General features: G+C 59.2%; 13 protein-coding genes. 4 read left to right on the forward strand and 9 right to left on the reverse strand.

The window, feature by feature from the left end; all coding sequences use genetic code 11:
• Positions 1-97 precede the first annotated feature (97 nt).
• A complete protein-coding gene (gene rpsT, locus ACMGGK_RS20275; protein ID WP_004932960.1) occupies positions 98-361 on the forward strand; it encodes a 30S ribosomal protein S20 in 264 nt (87 codons plus the stop codon).
• Positions 362-432: 71 nt separating this feature from the next.
• Here rpsT and nhaR read toward each other — a convergent pair whose 3' ends face one another.
• From nhaR to dnaK, 4 genes are all read right to left on the reverse strand, one after another.
• Positions 433-1332, reverse strand: a complete 900-nt coding sequence (gene nhaR / locus ACMGGK_RS20280) for a transcriptional activator NhaR (RefSeq protein WP_028127865.1) — start codon at positions 1330-1332, stop codon at positions 433-435.
• Positions 1333-1524: 192 nt separating this feature from the next.
• Positions 1525-2691, reverse strand: coding sequence for a Na+/H+ antiporter NhaA (gene nhaA / locus ACMGGK_RS20285; protein ID WP_033641227.1), 1167 nt, complete (start codon positions 2689-2691; stop codon positions 1525-1527).
• A gap of 236 nt (positions 2692-2927) precedes the next feature.
• Positions 2928-4052, reverse strand: a complete 1125-nt coding sequence (gene dnaJ / locus ACMGGK_RS20290; RefSeq protein WP_004932969.1) for a molecular chaperone DnaJ — start codon at positions 4050-4052, stop codon at positions 2928-2930.
• Positions 4053-4158: 106 nt separating this feature from the next.
• Entirely contained in the window at positions 4159-6072 is a 1914-nt protein-coding gene (gene dnaK / locus ACMGGK_RS20295) for a molecular chaperone DnaK (RefSeq protein ID WP_004932972.1), read from the reverse strand.
• 324 nt (positions 6073-6396) lie between these two features.
• Between dnaK and satP the strand changes: the two genes are divergently transcribed.
• Entirely contained in the window at positions 6397-6996 is a 600-nt protein-coding gene (gene satP, locus ACMGGK_RS20300) for an acetate uptake transporter (RefSeq protein ID WP_048796026.1), read from the forward strand.
• Positions 6997-7041: 45 nt separating this feature from the next.
• Here satP and ACMGGK_RS20305 read toward each other — a convergent pair whose 3' ends face one another.
• The 3 genes from ACMGGK_RS20305 to tal form a co-directional block, all read right to left on the reverse strand.
• Positions 7042-8349, reverse strand: a complete 1308-nt coding sequence (locus ACMGGK_RS20305; RefSeq protein WP_016929143.1) for an MFS transporter — start codon at positions 8347-8349, stop codon at positions 7042-7044.
• Positions 8350-8473: 124 nt separating this feature from the next.
• Entirely contained in the window at positions 8474-9061 is a 588-nt protein-coding gene (gene mog, locus ACMGGK_RS20310) for a molybdopterin adenylyltransferase (protein WP_015376607.1), read from the reverse strand.
• Between the two features lie 151 nt (positions 9062-9212).
• Positions 9213-10166: a transaldolase gene (gene tal / locus ACMGGK_RS20315; protein ID WP_049300127.1), complete on the reverse strand. Its 954-nt coding sequence runs from the start codon at positions 10164-10166 to the stop codon at positions 9213-9215.
• A 383-nt stretch (positions 10167-10549) separates the two neighbouring features.
• On the opposite strand from tal, the gene ACMGGK_RS20320 reads away from it, so the two are divergent.
• Entirely contained in the window at positions 10550-11986 is a 1437-nt protein-coding gene (locus ACMGGK_RS20320; RefSeq protein ID WP_016929145.1) for an alanine/glycine:cation symporter family protein, read from the forward strand.
• Between the two features lie 105 nt (positions 11987-12091).
• Entirely contained in the window at positions 12092-12868 is a 777-nt protein-coding gene (yaaA, locus tag ACMGGK_RS20325; protein ID WP_049300199.1) for a peroxide stress protein YaaA, read from the forward strand.
• Positions 12869-12914: 46 nt separating this feature from the next.
• Here yaaA and thrC read toward each other — a convergent pair whose 3' ends face one another.
• Together thrC and thrB are read right to left on the reverse strand one after the other, a co-directional pair.
• A complete protein-coding gene (thrC, locus tag ACMGGK_RS20330) occupies positions 12915-14204 on the reverse strand; it encodes a threonine synthase (protein WP_016929147.1) in 1290 nt (429 codons plus the stop codon).
• Between the two features lie 3 nt (positions 14205-14207).
• Positions 14208-15137 (reverse strand): homoserine kinase, encoded by a 930-nt coding sequence (thrB, locus tag ACMGGK_RS20335; RefSeq protein WP_016929148.1) that lies wholly within the window; start codon positions 15135-15137, stop codon positions 14208-14210.
• Between the last annotated feature and the right edge of the window lies 1 nt (position 15138).

Genomic DNA, 15138 nt, shown 5'->3' on the forward strand with positions numbered 1-15138 from the left:
CGCTTATTTGCACAAATCCATTGACAAACGAAGGCTAAAAGGGCATATTCCTCGGCCTTTGAATTGTCCTCAATAGAATATATTTGGGAGTTGGACCTTGGCTAATATCAAATCAGCTAAGAAACGCGCCGTACAGTCTGAGAAACGCCGCAAGCATAACGCAAGCCGTCGCTCAATGGTGCGTACCTTCATCAAGAAGGTAGACGCAGCTATCGCAGCTGGCGACAAAGAAGCAGCACAAAATGCATTCCTGGTAATGCAACCACTGGTGGACCGTCAGGCAGCTAAAGGCCTGATCCACAAAAACAAAGCAGCGCGTCATAAGTCAAACCTGACTGCACGCATCAACGCAATGCAATAAGCATTTCGTTATCTGCTTGATAAAAAAACCGGCTCAGGCCGGTTTTTTTACGTCCTGCGTTCAGTGAACCGCTAGCAGGAAAACAGCGCCGAGAAGTCTTTGTTGCAGACGCGCTGCACCGCCGGATGCTGGATCATGCGCTCGGCGAAGATGATGTAATACTCCTCCTGCACGCTGTCGATACGCCCAATCTCCACCACGTTGTCATCGTTGTAGGTATCCTGCGCATACAGCGTCGGCGCCACGAAGATCGCATTGTGGTACATGCCGAAGGCCTTCATCAGCGCCGCATCGTCGAACTCGCCCAGAATTTCCACCTGAATGCCCTGCGTATTGAACCAGTTGAGCAGCTTGCGCCCCAGCATCGAACGGCGGCCGGGGATCAGCAGCTTGCGCTGCTCCAGACAAGCCGGGAACGGCAGGTCCGGCGCCGGTTGGCGACAGAAAAAGCTGATGCCGCACTCGCCCAGCTTCAGCGAGAACAGCCCTTCCTGCTGGCTGGAGTCCACCGGGCAATCCGAGAGGATCATATCCAGCTTGTGCTGGCTAAGCTGCTCCAGCAGCATCTCGTGCGTCGATTCAAAGCAACGCAGGTGGATCTGCTCGTTGTCCACCACCACCGCCGTTTCCAATACCTGGCTGACCAGCCGCTTCGACAGCGCATCCGCTACGCCGACGTCGAACAGCAGGTTGGACTCTTTGCGGTAGTTGACGATATCCAGCATTTCCTGGCTGAGCATAAACATCTTGTCGGCATAGCGGAACACCAACTGCCCCAGCTCCGAAGGCACCAACCCGCGCCCCTGGCGTTTGAACAGCTTGCCGTCCAACCGCTCTTCCAGCGCTTTGATCTGGCCGGTGATGGTCTGCGGCGTCAGAAACAACGCTTCGGCGGCACCGACCACGGAACCGGCCTTGCAGACCTGCCAGAAATAGTAAAGGTGATTAAAGTTGATATGCGACATCCTCACGAGCGGCTCTCCTTAACAACGTTTCGCAGCGGCAAACGGTGTGCCGTGACGAGCGACAAACTTCCTTTCCCTGCTTCAGACAACGTATAACCCCATTAGTCCCAACGAAGAACGGCCGAAGCTGCACATATTTTATACCGTACAGCTCCGACCAGCCATTTTATTATGTGCCCTTACCGCGCACATTCAGGATTAACGCACGCGCGGCAACGCCAGACGCAGCAATCCATACCCTACCACCGCCGCAGTGGTGGAGCCCAACAGGATCCCCAGGCGGGAATAGGTGCTGAGCGCCGCATCTGCATCGCCAAACGCCAGCGAGGCGATAAAAATCGACATGGTGAAACCAATGCCGCAGAGCACCGAAACGGCAAACACCTGTTTGAAGCCGATGCCTTCAGGCAAACGGGCGATGCCCATTTTCACCGCCAGCAGGCTGAAGAGGAAAATCCCCAGCGGCTTGCCGATAAACAGCCCAGCCGCAATCCCGACCGGCAGCAGCGACGTTAACCCTTCCAGCGATACGCCCTGCAAAGAGACCCCGGCGTTGGCGAAAGCGAACAGCGGCAGGATCATAAACGCGACCCAAGGGTGCAACTCATGCTCCAGCGTTTCCGACGGCGATGGCCCCTTTTTGACGTTCAACGGGATCATAAAGCCGACGATCACCCCGGCCAGCGTCGCATGCACCCCAGACTTGAGGATCGCCACCCACAACACCAGGCCAACCATCATGTATAACGAGGTCTTGCCCACGCCGCGCCAGTTCATCACCGCCAGCAGCGCCGTCGCCGCCGCCGCCACGCCCAGCGCCACCATCGACACTTCGTGGGTGTAGAACAGTGCGATGATGATAATCACGCCCAGGTCGTCGATGATCGCCAACGCCAGCAGGAACACTTTCAGGCTGGTCGGCACGCGGTTGCCCAGCAGCGCCATTACGCCAAGCGCGAAGGCGATATCGGTCGCGGCCGGGATCGCCCAACCCTGGCGGGTGACGTCATCCGCGCCGTTGAACAGCAGGTAAATCAGCGCCGGCGCCAGCATGCCGCCCAGCGCGGCGATCGCCGGAAACACCGCCTTGTCGCGCCCGGACAGCGAGCCTTGCATCAGCTCGCGCTTGACCTCCAGCCCCACCACCAGGAAGAAGATGGCCATCAGGCCGTCGTTGATCCACAGCAGCAGCGGCTTGGCGATCTCCAGCGAAGCAATCTTCACCATCACCGGCAGGTTAAGGAATGCCTGATAGATCCCCTGCGCCGGGGTGTTGGCCATGATCAGGGCGACGATCGCCGCCGCAATCAGAATGATACCGCCCGCGGCTTCCTGACGTAAAAATTGACGAATGATGTTGGTCACAGTACGTCTCTCCAAATCTGTGCAGGACGTAGCGCCCTGCGAACCACAGTCATGAAGTGAGTATAGAGGGCGTTTTAGTTCGAAAAAATAAGTTTATAAATGCTAAATAGCTCGGAAAAACCGATAAAAAGCACGAATAAGTCACACTTATATTATGGAATTTGCGGTTTGGCGCGCAAATAAAAACCCCGGAACAGAAGCCCGGGGTTCGTACATAAACCAAAAGAAACAGTAGGTTAGCGAGTCAGATCGTCAAAGAACTTTTTCACCCCGTCGAAGAAGCTCTTCGAACGCGGGCTGTTCTTGTCGCCGGACGGGCCACCCAGGCTCTCTTCCAGCTCACGCAGCAGCTGCTTCTGCTTGTCGTTCAGATTGACCGGGGTTTCCACCACCACGCGGCACAGCAGGTCGCCCTGGCTGCCGCCGCGCACCGATTTCACGCCCTTGCCGCGCATGCGGAACAGCTTGCCGGTTTGGGTCTCCGAAGGCACCTTCAGTTTCACCCGGCCGTCCAGCGTCGGCACTTCAATCTCGCCGCCCAGCGCCGCCATGGCGAAGTTGATCGGCACTTCACAGTACAGGTTGTTGCCTTCACGCTCGAAGATCGGGTGCGCCTTCACCTGCACCTGAACGTACAGATCGCCCGCCGGTGCGCCGTGTTCGCCGGCTTCACCTTCACCCGCCAGGCGGATGCGGTCGCCGGTATCGACGCCGGCCGGAATTTTCACCGACAGCGTCTTGGATTTTTCTACCCGGCCGTGGCCGTGGCACTTGTTGCACGGATCTTTGATAATCTGACCGCGGCCATGGCAGTGCGGACACGCCTGTTGCACGGTGAAGAAGCCCTGACGCATCTGCACCTGGCCCTGACCGTGACAGGTTGGGCAGGTCACCGGCGAGCTGCCCGGTTTGGCGCCGCTGCCGTGGCAGACGTCGCACTCTTCCAGCGTCGGGATGCGGATCTCTTTGGTGACGCCACGTACCGCTTCCTCGAGGGTCAGCTCCATGTTATAGCGCAGATCGGAACCGCGGCTGGCGCGCTGACGGCGGCCTCCGCCGAAGATGTCGCCAAACACGTCGCCAAAGATATCGCTGAAGTCGGCGCCGCCGCCAAAGCCGCCGCCGCCCATGCCGCCCTGTTCAAAGGCCGCGTGCCCATACTGGTCGTAGGCCGCGCGTTTCTGGTCGTCGGTCAGAACTTCGTAAGCTTCTTTAACTTCTTTAAACTTGGTTTCGGCGTCTTGTTCCTGGTTGCGGTCAGGATGGTATTTCATCGCCAGGCGTTTATACGCCTTTTTGATCTCACGTTCATCCGCCGTCTTGCTGACGCCGAGAATCTCGTAATAGTCTTTCTTCGCCATTCTTTCGCTTACCCTTAACATGCGTGCACGGGCGCAGAGTTGCCTCGACGCCCGTGCTGGTTTCCGGGAACGACACCTCGGCCGCCCCGTGCCCGCTTAAGGGCGATTATTTTTTGTCTTTAACTTCTTCGAACTCGGCGTCAACCACGTCGTCGTCTTTCTGCGCCGCGTTGTCCGCGCCGGCGTCAGCACCCTGCTGAGCCTGCTGCGCCTGAGCCATTTCCAGCAGTTTGCCGGAAACCTGCACCAGCGCCTGAGTCTTCGCTTCGATCTCGGCTTTATCTTCGCCTTTCACCGCCGCTTCCAGATCCTTCAGCGCCGCTTCGATCGCCGTTTTGTCTTCCGCCGGCAGTTTGTCGCCCGCTTCTTCCAGCTGCTTGCGAGTGCCGTGGATCAGGTGATCCGCCTGGTTACGCGTCTGTACCAGCTCTTCGAACTTGCGGTCAGCTTCAGCGTTCAGCTCGGCGTCGCGCACCATTTTCTGGATTTCGTCTTCGTTCAGGCCAGAAGATGCCTTGATGGTGATCTTCTGCTCACGACCGGTGTTCTTGTCTTTGGCAGACACGTGCAGGATGCCGTCGGCATCGATATCGAAGGTCACTTCGATCTGCGCCATGCCGCGCGGCGCCGCCTGGATGCCGTCCAGGTTGAACTGGCCCAGAGATTTGTTATCGCTGGCGCGCTTACGCTCACCCTGCAGCACGTGGATGGTTACCGCAGACTGGTTGTCTTCAGCGGTAGAGAACACCTGGCTGTGCTTGGTCGGGATCGTGGTGTTTTTGGTGATCAGCGGCGTCATCACGCTGCCCATGGTTTCGATACCCAGCGACAGCGGGGTCACGTCCAGCAGCAGAACGTCCTTCACATCACCGGCCAACACGCCGCCCTGTACCGCAGCGCCCACGGCAACCGCTTCGTCCGGGTTCACGTCTTTACGCGGTTCTTTGCCGAAGAAGTCTGCGACTTTCTTCTGCACCATTGGCATACGGGTCTGGCCGCCCACCAGGATCACGTCCTGGATGTCGGAAACCGACAGGCCTGCGTCTTTCAGCGCCACTTTCAGCGGTTCGATAGAGCGCGCAACCAGATCTTCAACCAGCGACTCGAGTTTGGCACGAGTCACTTTGATGTTCATGTGTTTTGGACCGGTCGCGTCTGCGGTGATGTACGGCAGGTTAACGTCGGTCTGCTGAGCGGAAGACAGTTCAATCTTCGCTTTCTCAGCGGCTTCTTTCAGACGCTGCATCGCCAGCGGATCGTTGCGCAGATCGATACCCTGATCTTTCTTGAACTCTTCCACCAGGTAGTTGATCAGACGGCTGTCGAAGTCTTCGCCACCCAGGTGGGTGTCACCGTTGGTCGCCAGCACTTCAAAGGTTTTTTCGCCGTCAACGTCGTCGATTTCGATGATGGAGATATCGAAAGTACCGCCGCCCAGGTCATAAACCGCGATGGTGCGGTTGCCGACTTCTTTGTCCAGGCCGTAGGCCAGAGCCGCCGCAGTCGGTTCGTTGATGATGCGTTTGACTTCCAGACCCGCGATGCGGCCGGCGTCTTTGGTCGCCTGACGCTGGGCGTCGTTGAAGTAAGCCGGTACGGTGATAACCGCTTCAGTTACCGGTTCGCCCAGGTAATCTTCCGCCGTTTTCTTCATTTTTTTCAGCACTTCCGCAGAGATCTGCGGCGGAGCCATTTTCTGGCCTTTCACTTCCAGCCAGGCGTCGCCGTTGTCGGCTTCGACGATTTTGTACGGCATGATCGCTTTGTCGCGCTGCGCTTCTTCATCCTGGAAGCGGCGACCGATCAGGCGCTTGATGGCGAACAGGGTGTTTTCAGGGTTGGTCACTGCCTGACGCTTAGCCGGCTGGCCAACCAGAGTTTCACCGTCCTGGGTATATGCGATAATAGAAGGAGTGGTGCGGTCGCCCTCGGCGTTTTCCAGCACGCGTGCCTTGGCACCATCCATAATTGCTACGCAAGAGTTGGTAGTACCCAGGTCGATACCAATAATTTTGCCCATCTAAACGTCTCCACTAAAAAATTCATAATCAGTCAGGTTGCTAACCTATATGCGGGCGATTTTTTGCTTTTCAACTGCCCGATATCTCAGTGCGACCCGCGGTTAGCAGCTGCGGTTGCAAATAAGATGGGGCCATCCAGTCCGGCATCAAGGGGCAAGGCGAAAAAAATTTCTTTTTTTATCGTCATTCAGATCATTGTTTCCGGCTGCGGGGATCATTATGATGCGCGCGCTCTGGTGGAAAACTTCGATTTTTTGGCCATTCAGACCATTTATGATTTTACTTCGCTGTTTCCGTTAATTTTCTGTTATCGCAGAGGACTTATGCACACCAACAAGTTGGCGAATCCCGGCCCTCTCGGCCTGATGGGCTTCGGGATGACCACCGTCTTGCTGAACCTGCACAACGCGGGCTTTTTCCCACTGAACTCCGCCATCATCAGCATGGGGATTTTCTTCGGTGGCCTGGCCCAGATCCTGGCCGGTCTGCTGGAGTACAAGAAGGGCAACACCTTCGGCATGACCGCCTTCACCGCCTACGGCAGCTTCTGGCTGAGCCTGGTCGGCCTGCTGCTGCTGCCACGTCTGGGTCTGGCTGAAGCCACCGAGGCGCACGTGCTGGGCATCTACCTGGCGCTGTGGGGCGTCTTCACCCTGTTCATGTTCTTCGGCACCCTGGGCGCCAACCGCGTGCTGCAGTTCGTGTTCGCCAGCCTGACGCTGCTGTTCGCCCTGCTGGCCGTCGGCAACATCACCGGCAACCACGCGCTGCTGACCTTTGCCGGTTATGAGGGCATCATCTGCGGCGCCAGCGCCATCTACCTGGCGATGGCCGAAGTGCTCAACGAGCAATACGGCCGCACCGTGCTGCCGATTGGCGAACCGGCCCCGGCCCGCGTCGCGGCCTCACCGGTCGCGGCGTAATCGCCCTCCCCTGACGAAAAAGCCCTGCACTGCAGGGCTTTTTTTTTAGCTGTAGGAGTCGGCTCGCCGCTCGCCGGCTTCGCTGTTCAGGTCGCGATGCAGGTAGACGCCGAGCAGCAGCCCGAGGAGCGACAGCGCCAACACATAGTAAGCGGGCGCTAACGGGGTTAATTTCATGATCAGCGTCACAAAAATAGGGGTTAAACCGCCAAAAATAGCGTACGAGACGTTATATGAGAACGAGATGCCGGTAAACCGCACTTCCGCCGGGAAGGCCCGCACCATCACATACGGCACGGCCCCCACCACGCCTACGCTGAAGCCCACTAGCGCATAGCAGGCGAACAACATTTCCGGGCGCACGCCCACCGTTTGATAGAACAGCCAGCTGCAGCCGGCCAGCAGCACACTGCCGACCACCAGCGTTTTGCTGGCGCCGAAGCGATCGGCCGACAAACCGGCAACGATGCAGCCGGCGATCAACATGATGGTGGCGATGCTGTTGGCCTGCAGCGTCAAGGCCGGTGCGATGGCGAACTGCTTTTGCAGATAGGTCGGGGTCATCAGGATCACCACCACGATGCCGGCGGAGAGCAGCCAGGTCAGCAGCATCGACACCGCCACTTCCCGTTTGTGGTTGATCACCACCGATTTCAGCGGCAGCTCCTCGGCCAGCGCTTTACGCGCCTGCATCTCGATAAAGATCGGCGTCTCCTGCAGCCAACGGCGCAAGTACATCGCCACCAGGCCGAACATGCCGCCCAACAGGAAAGGAATGCGCCAGCCGCCGCCGGCGATGCTCTGCGGGCTGAGCGTGGTGTTGATCACCGTCGCCACCACCGAGCCCAACAAGATGCCCACCGTCAGCCCGGCGGTCAGCGTGCCGCAGGCGAAGCCGATGCGCCGGCGCGGCACGTGTTCGGCGACGAAGACCCAGGCGCCCGGCACCTCACCGCCGATCGCCGCGCCCTGCAACACGCGCATCAGCAGCAGCAGCAGCGGCGCGGCGATGCCGATGCTGGCGTAGGTCGGCAGCAGACCCATCGCCAGCGTCGGCAACGCCATCAGCAGAATGCTCAGGGTAAACATCTTTTTACGGCCAACCAGATCGCCGAAGTGCGCCATCACGATGCCGCCCAGCGGGCGGGCAAGATAGCCGGCGGCGAAGATGCCGAAGGTTTGCACCAGCCGCAGCCACTCCGGCATGTCCGCCGGGAAGAACAGATCGCCGACCACGGCGGCGAAGAACACGAAGATGATGAAGTCGTAAAACTCCAGCGCGCCGCCCAACGCGGCCAACGTCAGCGTTTTGTAGTCTTGCCGGTTCAGCCGGCGATTATTGTCGTGAGGCATAGGGCACCGTCGGTAAAGGCTGTAAAAATAAAAGCCGCAGGCTTTCTGTAAAAGAATCCTTACTATAACGGCAAATTATTTTCACACCAGACGGGCTGAAGCCGATCTCGCAGAACGCTGAAATTTAGAGGTTTATCTCGCGACGCGCGCTCTTTGGCCGAAATGCTGCTACCACCGCGGCGTGCGTTTCGACGTAAGGCCCGTCGAGCAGTTGAATGCAATAAGGCACGCTGGCGAAGATGCCATGCACCACCGCATTGCCCTGCTCATCCTTTACCCCTTCCAGCGTTTCCTTGATCGACTTCGGTTGGCCGGGCAAGTTGATGATCAGCGCCTGTTTGCGGATCGCCCCCACCTGGCGAGAAAGAATTGCCGTTGGCACATAGTGTAGGCTGATCTGACGCATTTGCTCGCCGAAGCCGGGCATCACGCGATCGGCGATCGCCAGCGTGGCGTCGGGGGTGACGTCGCGACGCGCCGGCCCGGTGCCGCCGGTGGTCAGCACCAGATGGCAGCCCATTTCGTCCACCAGCTCGCACAGCGTCTGTTCAATTTGCGTCTGCTCATCGGGGATCAGCCGGGTTTCCAGCTTGAAGGGCGTCGCCAGCGCGCCGGCCAGCCACTCCTCCAGCGCCGGAATGCCTTTATCCTGATAAACGCCGCCGGACGCGCGGTCGGAAACGGAAACCAAACCAATACGTAAAATATCCATGCGTAACCTCTACAGCCTGATGGGGTCTGAACGGGTTCGTCTCCCGTTCTGTTGTCATTGCCGAGAGTATAAGGGCTTCCCCCGCCGGCGGGAGCGTCGGGCATAAAAAAAGGTGGCCTGAGCCACCTTTTTACTGCGCGATCTGCCGGAATTACAGCAGGTCGGCGATCATTTTTTCCAGTTTACCCTGGTCTACGGCGAATTTGCGGATGCCGTCGGTCAGTTTCTCAACCGCCATCGGATCCTGGTTGTGCTGCCAGTAGAACTCAGGTTCGGTCAGTGCGGCAGGACGCGCCTTCACTTCACCGGTATAAGACAGTTTGCGCTCCAGCGCGCCTTCGCTCTCCGCCAGCTCTTTCAGCAGCGCAGGCGCGATGGTCAGGCGGTCGCAGCCGGCCAGTTCGATGATTTCGCCGACGTTGCGGAAGCTGGCGCCCATCACCACGGTGTTGTAGCCGTGCTGTTTGTAATACTGGTAAATTTCGGTCACGGAGATCACGCCCGGATCTTCGTGCGGAGCGAACTCTTTCTTGTCGCCGTTAGCTTTGTACCAGTCGAGGATACGGCCGACGAACGGCGAGATCAGGTAAACGCCGGCTTCGGCACAGGCGCGAGCCTGAGCGAAGGAGAACAGCAGCGTCAGGTTACAGTTGATGCCTTCTTTCTCCAGCTGCTCCGCCGCGCGGATGCCCTGCCAGGTCGAGGCCAGTTTAATCAGAATGCGATCGTTGCTGATGCCGGCTTCGTTGTACAGCTTGATCAGGCGCTTGGCCTTGGCCACGCTGGCAACGGTGTCGTAAGACAGACGCGCGTCAACCTCGGTGGAGATGCGGCCCGGAACCAGTTTGAGGATCTCCAGACCGATGTTGACTGCCAGCTTGTCGGCGGCGTCGGCGATCTGCTGCTCGCGATCGTTGCTCTGGCCGCGCGCCCAGGCAATGGCTTCGTCAATCAGTTTGCGGTATTCAGGAATTTGGGCTGCATTGAGGATCAGCGAAGGGTTGGTTGTGGCGTCCTGCGGTTGATACAGCTTCATTGCCGCGATATCACCCGTATCTGCAACCACTGTAGTCAGCTGGCGCAGGGAAGTTAATTTGTCGGTCATGTTGGCATTATCTCATCGTTTGTGCATGAACTTTTGGCATTGTTCAACCATGCCCTGCCCTGATAATAACATGCGCCAAGCCCGGCGCAAGGCTGGAAAACCGCGGCGCGCAAGCATCTGTTTTATCCTTGGGCGAGCAACCGTTTACGCCGATATCTTTCGCCATTACCGAGCGGATGGAAAGGCAATAACGTGCTATCGCCCGAATAAATTATGTTAAATTCGAAAAAATTGATGCAATTCGTCCGCTAATCTGCGAAAAATCTTAATCGACTGACGCCGGACAGATTCCAGCTAAGCTCTTGTAAAAAATAGGCCAATGTTTTTCACCTGCGGTGGATGCTGCAAGGTGCGCATGACATTTCGATAAGAGGAGGGATCCCTTGACGGACCTGATGAATTTTATAAACAACATTTTGTGGGGGTCAGTGCTGATTTATCTGCTGCTCGGCACCGGCATCTACTTCACGTTGCGTACCCGCTTTATCCAGCTTCGCCACTTCAGCCACATGTTCTCGGTGTTGAAAAACAGCAATAAAAGCGACAGCGCTGGCATCTCCTCTTTCCAGGCGCTGTGCACCACGCTGGCGGCGCGCGTCGGCACCGGCAACCTGACCGGCGTCGCCATCGCCCTGACCGCCGGCGGCCCCGGTGCCATCTTCTGGATGTGGGTGGTGGCGTTTATCGGCATGGCCACCTCATTTGTGGAAAGCTCGCTGGCTCAGCTCTATAAAACCAAAGACGACAACGGCAACTACCGCGGTGGCCCGGCCTATTACATGGAAAAAGGCCTCGGCATGCGCTGGATGGGCGTGCTGTTCTCGATCTTCCTGATCATCGCGTTCGGTCTGGTATTCAACGCCGTGCAGGCCAACTCCATCGCGCAAGCCTCCGCCGTCGCCTTCCATTTGCAACCACTGCACGTCGGCATCGGTCTGGTGCTGCTGAGCGGCGTGGTGATCTTCGGCGGCATCCGTTCCATCGCCAAAGTGGCCGAGCTGGTGGTGCCGCTGATGGCCGGCGCCTACCTGTTGCTGGCCCTCTGGGTGATTGGCCATAACATCGAACACATGCCGGCGATCCTGGCGCTGATCTTCAAAAGCGCCTTCGGCCTGCAGGAAGCCGCGGCCGGCGCCGTCGGTTACGGCATCTCCCAGGCGATGACCCAGGGCGTGCAGCGCGGCCTGTTCTCCAACGAAGCCGGCATGGGATCGGCGCCCAACGCGGCGGCGTCCGCCTCGCCTTATCCGCCGCATCCCGCTTCGCAGGGCTACGTGCAAATGCTCGGGGTATTTATCGACACCATCGTCATCTGCAGCGCCACCGCGGCGATCATCCTCTCCTCCGGCATTCTCGATCAGCCGACCGACAGCATCAGCGGCATCGATCTGACCCAGCGCGCGCTGTCGACCGCCGTCGGCAGTTGGGGAACGCCGTTCGTCGCCATCGCCATCTTCTTCTTCGCCTTTACCTCGATCATCGCCAACTACGCCTATGCCGAAAGCAACCTGGTGTTCCTCGAACACAATCATCCGGGCGGCCTGCTGATTTTCCGCTGTGTGGCGCTGGGCATGGTGATGTTCGGGGCGCTGGCGGAGCTGCCGCTGGTGTGGAAAATGGCGGATACCTCCATGGCGCTAATGGCGATCACCAACCTGACGGCGATCCTGCTGCTGTCGCGGGTGGCGCTGAAACTGGCCGACGACTACCATCGCCAGCGCCGCTTGGGCAAGCTACCAACCTTCGACGCCACCCGATTCCCGGAGCTGAAATCGCAGCTGGAGCCGGGCGTGTGGGACGATCAAAAGCCGCCGCGCTGAGTTTTCCGGGGCGCGTGCGATGCGCGCCCCGCCTATTGGACCGATTGCCGCTTTTTCCTGCGCTTTTTGCTACAGTACCCGCACTTGGATAAACAGGATCTGGCCATGCTCGTTATTATTTCCCCTGCAAAAACGCTCGATTACGACAGCCCGCTGGCGACAAAACGCTTCACGCAACCCGAACTGCTGGACAAGTCTCAGCGGCTTATCAACATTTGCCGCAAGCTGACGCCGGCGCAAATCGCCAGCCTGATGAGCATCAGCGACAAGCTGGCCGGCCTGAACGCCGCGCGCTTTAGCGAGTGGCAGCCGGCATTTACCCCGGACAACGCCCGTCAGGCGTTGCTGGCGTTCAAGGGCGACGTTTACACCGGCCTGCAGGCGCAGGATTTCAGCGAAGCCGATTTCGACTTCGCCCAACAGCATCTGCGCATGCTGTCCGGCCTGTATGGGGTGCTGCGCCCGCTCGATCTGATGATGCCGTATCGGCTGGAGATGGGCATCAAGCTGGAAAACCCGAAGGGCAAAGATCTGTACAGCTTCTGGGGCGATCAGATCACCAAAAAGCTCAACGAAGCGCTGGAGCAACAGGGCGACGACGTGGTGGTCAACCTGGCGTCCGACGAGTATTTCAAAGCGGTGAAGCCGGCCAAGCTGCACGGCTCGCTGATCAAACCGGTGTTCCTCGACGAGAAGAACGGCAAGTTCAAGGTCATCAGCTTCTACGCCAAGAAAGCGCGCGGGTTGATGAGCCGCTTTATCATCAAGAACCGCCTGACGCGCAGCGAGCAGTTGGTGGACTTCAACCTGGAAGGCTACGCCTTCGACGAAGCCGCCTCGCAGGGCAATGAACTGGTGTTCAAGCGCCCGGAGCAGGCATAAAAAAAGCCGTCGCAAGACGGCTTTTCGCATTCTAACCTGCCGAATTTCAGGCCGGAAGTGCCATCAGGAACGTGCGCAGCTCGCCGAAACTGGCCGGCAGCGTGTGCGACAACAGCGGCAGATCGGCCCGCAACGCCAGCGCTTTCGGCAACGGCAGTTCCTGGCCGAGGATCGCTTCCACGCTCTCTTTAAACTTGGCCGGATGCGCGGTGCCAAGGAACAGACCAAACTCCCCTTCCTGCAGCTGATCGCGCAGCGCGCGGTAGGCGATGGCCGCGTGCGGTTCGGAGACATAGCCCAGTTCGGCCAGCTCACGCATCGTTTCCCTGGTGGTCTCATCGCTGACCGCCGCGTGGCCCAGCTCTTTCAGCTGCCAGACCTTACGACGGAACAGCTCTTCCACACGCGGCCAGTTGTTTGGCTGGCTGACGTCCATGGCGTTGGACAGCGTCGCGACCGTGGCGTGCGGCTGCCACTGGCCGCTGGTCAGGAAGCGCGGCACGGTGTCGTTGGCGTTGGTGGCGGCGATGAAGCGCTTCACCGGCAGACCCAGCGACTTGGCCAGCAGCCCGGCGGTCAGATCGCCGAAGTTGCCGCTCGGCACCGAAATCACCAGCTGATTGCGCGCTTCCTGCGGCAGCTGCGCCACCGCTTCGAAGTAGTAACAGATCTGCGCCAGCAAACGGCTGATGTTGATCGAGTTGGCCGAGTTCAGGTGCAGCGCATCTTTCAATTCCTGATCGTCAAACGCCTGCTTCACCAGCGCCTGACAGGCGTCGAAGTCGCCGTCGATCGCCACGGTGTGAATGTTGCCGCCCAAGGTGCAGAACAGCTTTTCCTGCAACGGGCTGATTTTGCCCTGCGGGTAGAGGATCACCACCCGGACGTTTTTCAGGCCGTAGAAGGCGTGCGCCACGGCGGCGCCGGTGTCGCCGGAGGTGGCGGTCAAAATGGTCACCGGCTGATCGCCGGCCACTTCCGCCAGCATCTGCGCCATAAAGCGGCCGCCAAAGTCTTTGAACGCCAGCGTCGGGCCGTGGAACAGCTCCAGGCAGGAGACGTCTTCCGTCACTTTCGCCACCGGCGCCGGGAACTCAAAGGCGGCCTGCACGCGTTTCTTCAGCGCCGCCTCCGGCACCTCTTCGCCGATAAAGGCCGACAGAATACGGCTGCTGCGGGTGACAAAGTCCTGCTCCAGCAGGTGGTCGATCTCGGTCAGTTCGAACGCCGGCAGCTCCAGCGGGAAGAACAGCCCCTGCTGCTTGCCCAGGCCTTGTTTGATCGCCTGCGCGAAGCTGACCTGCTCGTTGTGATCCTTAAGGTTGTACAGTTTCATGCGTTATCCCAGTAGTCGAGCGCCTGCGGTATCCAGACGGCAAATATGAACAAAACCTTCGTCGTTTTGCAGATAGTGTTGTTGCAGCCAGGCGGCCATGCGCTGCGCGGTGGCGCCGTCATTGCAGACGGCGAACAGCGTCGGGCCGGAGCCGGAGATCCCGCAGGCCAACGCGCCGATGTCCTGCGCCGCCTTGCGCGCTTCGGCGAAGCCCGGCAGCAGACGAGTGCGGTACGGTTCGGCGATCACGTCCTGCATCAATTTGGCGGCCAACTGCGGCTGCCGGGTATGGCAGGCATGAATAAAGCCGGCCAGATAGCGGCCGTGGCTGATGCAATCCTGACGACGGTATTGCGCGGGTAAAATGGCGCGCGCTTCGGCGGTGGAGACCTTGATGCCCGGATAGGCCATGACCCACAGCCAATCGTCGAAGCACGGCACCTCCTGGCTGATAATGCCTTCCTCTTCCAGCATCAGCTGCAGGCCGCCCAGATAGCAGGGCGCCACGTTGTCGTAATGCACGCTGCCGGAAATGCGGCCTTCCAGCTCGCCCATCAGGCCGAGCAGTGTCGTCTTATCCAGCGGGCGATCGCAAAATTCGTTCATCGCCATCAGCCCGGCCACCACCGAACAAGCGCTGGAGCCCAGCCCCGAGCCGATCGGCATGTTCTTTTCCAGCCGCATCGCTACCGGCACTTCGCGGCCGATCTCCTGGCAGAAACGCTCCCAGCATTGATAAACGATGTTCTCTTTCGGCTCGGCCGGCAGCTTGCTGACAAAGCGCCCGGCATTCTGCAAACTGAACGTCTCGGCGGCTTCCACGCTGACGCAGTCGCCCAGCAGCGTGCCGTCGATCGGCGAAACCGCCGCGCCCAGCACATCGAAACCGACGCTAACGTTACCGATCGAGGCCGGTGCATACACCTTAACCATA

Origin of the sequence: Serratia sp. BNK-33-b (genome assembly GCF_048684565.1) — a bacterium.
Taxonomy (GTDB): domain Bacteria; phylum Pseudomonadota; class Gammaproteobacteria; order Enterobacterales; family Enterobacteriaceae; genus Serratia; species Serratia marcescens.